At 66.6% G+C, this 5,007-nt stretch carries 2 protein-coding genes and 1 pseudogene; all 3 read left to right on the top strand.

Going from position 1 to position 5,007, the window contains the following annotated elements:
* Positions 1 to 1,133 (top strand): HlyD family secretion protein (locus tag WS68_RS02085; RefSeq protein WP_059569232.1); only part of this gene is annotated, 1,133 nt, incomplete at its 5' end.
* A gap of 13 nt (positions 1,134 to 1,146) precedes the next feature.
* A pseudogene (locus tag WS68_RS02080) lies at positions 1,147 to 3,390 on the top strand (peptidase domain-containing ABC transporter); the annotation flags it as partial.
* A 167-nt stretch (positions 3,391 to 3,557) separates the two neighbouring features.
* A partial coding sequence (locus tag WS68_RS02075) for a TolC family protein (RefSeq protein WP_442857141.1) occupies positions 3,558 to 5,007 on the top strand: 1,450 nt, incomplete at its 3' end.

The raw sequence follows: 5,007 nt of genomic DNA, 5'->3' as shown, positions 1-5,007 counted from the left end.
CCCTGCTGTTCAGCTTCGGCACCTATACCCGCCGCACCACCGTCGACGGCACCCTCACCCCCGATACCGGGCTCGTCAAGGTCTACACCCAGCAGACCGGCATCGTGCTCAAGAAGAACGTCGTCGAGGGGCAGCACGTCACCCGCGGCCAAGTGCTCTACACCGTCTCCGCCGATCTCCAGAGCGCCGCGGCCGGCGAAACCCAGGCCGCCCTCATCGCCCAGGCCCAGCAGCGCAAGTCTTCCCTCGAGCAGGAACTCGACAAGACCAAGCTCCTTCAGCAAGACGAGCGCAGCACCCTGCAAGCCAAGATCGCCAGCCTGCGCACCGAGCTTGCCGGTATCGACGAGCAGATCGCCGCCCAGCGCACCCGCACCTCGCTCGCCGCCGATGCCGCCCGCCGCTATGACGGCCTGCTCGCCCAGGACTACATCTCCAAGGACCAGGCCCAGCAGCGTCAGGCCGATCTCCTCGACCAGCAGTCCAAGCTCCACAGCCTGCAGCGCGAGCGCGCCAATACCGCCCAGTCGCTCACCGAGGCCGTCAACCAGCTCTCCGGCCTCGCGCTCAAGCAGCAGAATCAGCTCGCCCAGATCGACCGCAGCGTCATCGACGTCGACCAAAGCCTCGTGCAAAGCGAAGCCAAGCGCGAGTTCGTCGTCACCGCCCCCGAGACCGGCACCGCCACCGCCGTCATCGCCGAGCCCGGACAGACCGCCGACACTCAGCATCCGCTGGCCAGCATCGTCCCCGCCAGCGCTCATTGGCAGGCCTATCTGTTCGTCCCCAGCTCCGCGGTCGGCTTCATCCATGTCGGCGACCCCGTGCTCGTGCGCTATCAGGCCTATCCGTACCAGAAGTTCGGCCAGTACGAGGCCCGCGTCGTGTCGATCGCCCACACCGCGCTGTCCGCCGCCGAACTCGCCACCAGCGGCGCGCCCGCCGCTCAGGCCTCCAACGGCAGCACCTTCTACCGCATCACCGTCGCGCTCAAGGATCAGCACGTGACCGCTTATGGCAAGGCGCAGCCCCTGCAGGCCGGCATGGCCCTGCAGGCCGACATCCTTCAGGAGCGTCGCCGCCTCTACGAATGGGTGCTCGAACCCCTTTACAGCCTGACCGGCAAACTCTGACCGCGCCCTCGCCATGTCTCTACTCGATCGTCTTTCGTTCGGCGTCGGCCACAAGCTGCCGATGCTCCTGCAGACAGAGTCCGCCGAGTGCGGCCTCGCCTGCCTCGCGATGGTCGCCGGCTTTCACGGCCACCACGTCGACCTCGCCACCATGCGCAGCCGCTTTCCGGTTTCCCTCAAGGGCGCCGGCCTGGGCCGCGTGATCGACATCGCCCAGCGCCTCGATCTGGGCACCCGCGCACTCAAGCTCGATCTCGATCAGCTCAGCCAGCTGCGCACGCCCTGCATCCTGCACTGGAACTTCAATCACTTCGTCGTGCTCAAGGAAGTCAACGGCAAGAGCGTGACGATCCATGATCCCGCCCAGGGCGTGCGCAAGCTCTCCTTCGACGAGGTCTCGCGCGCCTTCACCGGTGTCGCGCTCGAACTCTGGCCCACCGGCAGCTTCAAGCCGCTCGACGCCAAGCCCTCCGTCAAGCTGCGCTCGCTGCTCGGGCCCGTGGCCGGCCTGTCGCGCTCGCTCGGCCAGATCTTCCTGCTCGCGATCGCCCTCGAGATCTTCACGCTCGTCTCGCCGTTCTTCCTGCAGTGGGTGATCGACGAGGTGATCGTCAGCGCCGATCGCGATCTGCTCACCGTGCTCGCCCTCGGCTTCGGCCTGCTGCTGCTCATGCAGCAGGCCACCAGCGCGATCCGCGCGTGGGCGCTGATGTATTTCGGCACCACGCTGAACGTGCAGTGGCGCGCCAACGTGTTCACCCACCTGCTCAGCCTGCCCGTCAAGTACTTCGAGCGCCGCCATCTGGGCGACGTCGTCTCGCGCTTCGGCTCGATCGACACGATCCAGCAGACCATGACCAGCTCGTTCCTGTCGGCCGTCATCGACGGGCTGATGACCATCGTCACCCTCGCGATGATGTTCGTCTACAGCCGCACGCTCGCCTTCGTCTCGCTCGGCACGATGCTGCTCTACGCGCTGATGCGCTGGCTCTGGTATCGCCCGCTGCGCCTGGCCACCGAGGATCAGATCATTCACACCGCCAAGCAGCAGAGCCACTTCCTCGAGACCGTGCGCGGCGTGAAGACCATCAAGCTGTTCAACCGCCAGAGCGAGCGCCGCTCGAGCTGGCTCACCCTGCTCGTCGAGCAGGTCAACGCCGGGCTGCACGTGCAGAAGCTGCAGTTGCTGTATCAGCAGATCAACGGCTTGCTGTTCGGCATCGAGAACCTGCTGATCATCTGGCTCGGCGCGCGCCTGGTGATGGACGGCCAGTTCACCGTCGGGGTGCTGATGGCGTTCAACGCTTACAAGGGCCAGTTCGACAGCCGCGTCGGCAGCCTGATCGACAAGTTCTTCGAGATCAAGATGCTGCAGCTGCAGGGCGAGCGGCTCGCCGACATCGTGTTCGCGCAGGCCGAGACCGACACCAGCCTGCGCCACGTGCCGGGCGAGGCCGAGAACCTGGAGGCGAGCATCGAGGCCGAGAACCTCACGTTCCAGTATGCGGAGGGCGAGCCGGTCGTGCTCAACGGCGTGTCGCTAAAGATCCCGCCGGGCGAATCGGTGGCGCTGGTCGGGCCGTCGGGATGCGGCAAGACGACGCTGGTGAACGTGCTGCTGGGCATTCTCGAGCCGACCGGCGGCAAGATCAAGATCGGCGGCGTCGACGTCGAGCGCCTGGGCATCGATCGGCTGCGCACGCTGGTGGGCACGGTGCTGCAAGACGACGTGCTGTTCGCCGGCTCGATCGCGGACAACATCAGCTTCTTCGATCCGAACGCCGATCCGAACTGGGTGGCGCAATGCGCGCAACTGGCCGCGGTGCACGCGGATATCGTGGCCATGCCGATGGGCTACAACACGCTGGTCGGCGACATGGGCACGGTGCTCTCGGGCGGGCAGAAGCAGCGGGTGCTGCTGGCCCGCGCGCTGTACAAGCGGCCGAAGATCCTGGTGCTGGACGAGGCGACGAGTCACCTCGATGTGCAGCGCGAGCGGCTGGTCAATGCGGCGGTGAGCGCGCTGAACATGACGCGGCTGATCGTCGCGCACCGGCCCGAGACGATCGCGACCGCGCAGCGCGTGATCATGCTCGATGGCGGCAAGGTCGCGCTCGACCAAAGCACCGCCGCGCTCGCCGAGATGCAGAAGAAGGCCGCCCAGCAGGCTCAAGTCCAGGCTCAGCAGGCCGCGGCCCCGCAAGCGGGGCAAGCGCCGGGCGCGCCGCAAGCGGCTGGGCAGCCCGCCCCCGCGCAACAGCAACAGGCGGCAGGACAGGCCGGTGCGCCGCAAGCGGGCGAGCCGCCCATCCCGGCACCGCCTGCGCAGCCGGCAACGGCGCAGGCACCCGCCGACGCGCAACCGGCCGCCGACCCGCACGCGCCCGCGGCGCAAAACGCGTCGCAGCAGACGACGATCGGAAGGTGAGCGCGATGAAGTATTTCCGTCCGTTCGCCGCCGGGGCGTGCGCGCTGCTTTTTGCGTCGCACGCGGCGCACGCGCAGTGGCTCGACGTCTACGGCACGAAGAAGCTCACGTCCGCGACGCCCGCCGCGCCGATGCTGAAGAATGCCGCGTGCCAGCCCGAGCTGGCGAACCATCCGATCGAACTCGAGGATGCGGTCCTGCAGGCGATCTGCGCAAATCCGAAAGCCCGGCAGGCATGGGCAGACGCACGCGCGCAGGCCGCGCAGATCGGCGTGGCCAAGGCCGCTTATCTGCCGACGATCAATGCCACCGGCGGGTATGAGCGCGACAAAGTCACGCCGACATATAACCAACAGGGCACTAATCCCTTGACAGGCGAACTGATATCGCGATCGGTCTCGCAAACGCAGCGTACGAACAGCAAATACGGCATGCTCAATCTGAGCTGGGTGCTGTTCGACTTCGGCAAGCGCGGTGCGCAATTGCGCCAAGCGCGTGATCTGCTCGCCGCGGCCAACGCCACGCAGGACGACACGCTGCAGACCATCCTCTTCAGCGTCGCGCAGGCATACTACGATGTGCGCGGCAAGCAGGCGGCGGTCGATGCCGCGCGCGAAACCGAGCAGGCCGCCAAGGAAAGCCTGGCCGAAGCGAAGGCCAAGCACGACGCCGGCGCCGGCACGCTCGCCGATCAACTGCAGGCGCAAACCAGTTATCGCCGCGCGCTGCTCGACCGCGTGAACGCCGAAGGCGACGTGTTGAGCGCGATGGGCACGCTCGCGAACGCGATGGGGCTCGATGCGAATACGCCCCTCACGCTCGCTTCGTCCGAGCCCAAACTCAATCACAACGAGTTCGCACAGAACGTCGCGGATCTGATCGACGAAGCCAAGCGCCGGCATCCGAAGCTGTTGGCCGCGCGCGCGAAATTCGAAGCCGCGCGCGCGAATGTCGATGTCGTGCGCGCGCAAGGGCGGCCGACGATTTCGTTGGTGGGCAATCTGAGCCGCAACAATCCGTCGTATCAACAGCAGCCGCAGCAGTTCGGCACGCAGCTGAACTCGAGCCGCAGCAGTTCGATCGGCGTGCAAGTGACGATCCCGTTGTTCGAGGGCTTCGCGTCCGGCTATCGCGTTGCCCAGGCGCAAGCGCAAGCCGACGCGCAGGAAGCCGACATGCAGAACACCGAGCTTGGCGTCTCGCTCGACGTGTGGAGAAGCTATCAGAGCCTGCAGAGCGACACCGCGAATCTCGACAACTCCAAGGAGTTGCTCAGCGACGCGCAGCATTCGCTGCAAATCGCGCGCGGCCGCTACAAGGCCGGCGTCGGCACCATCACTGAACTGCTCAACGCCCAAACCGCGCTGGCCGATGCGCAAAAGCAGCGCGTGCAGGCCGTCTCAAAATGGCAGACCTCCCGCCTTCGGCTTGCGCAAAGCCTGGGCA

The sequence above is a fragment of the Burkholderia sp. TSV86 genome (genome assembly GCF_001522865.1).
Classification (GTDB): domain Bacteria; phylum Pseudomonadota; class Gammaproteobacteria; order Burkholderiales; family Burkholderiaceae; genus Burkholderia.
Note: the sequence above shows the minus strand (reverse complement) of the source record. Positions and strands in the feature narration are given on the sequence as shown.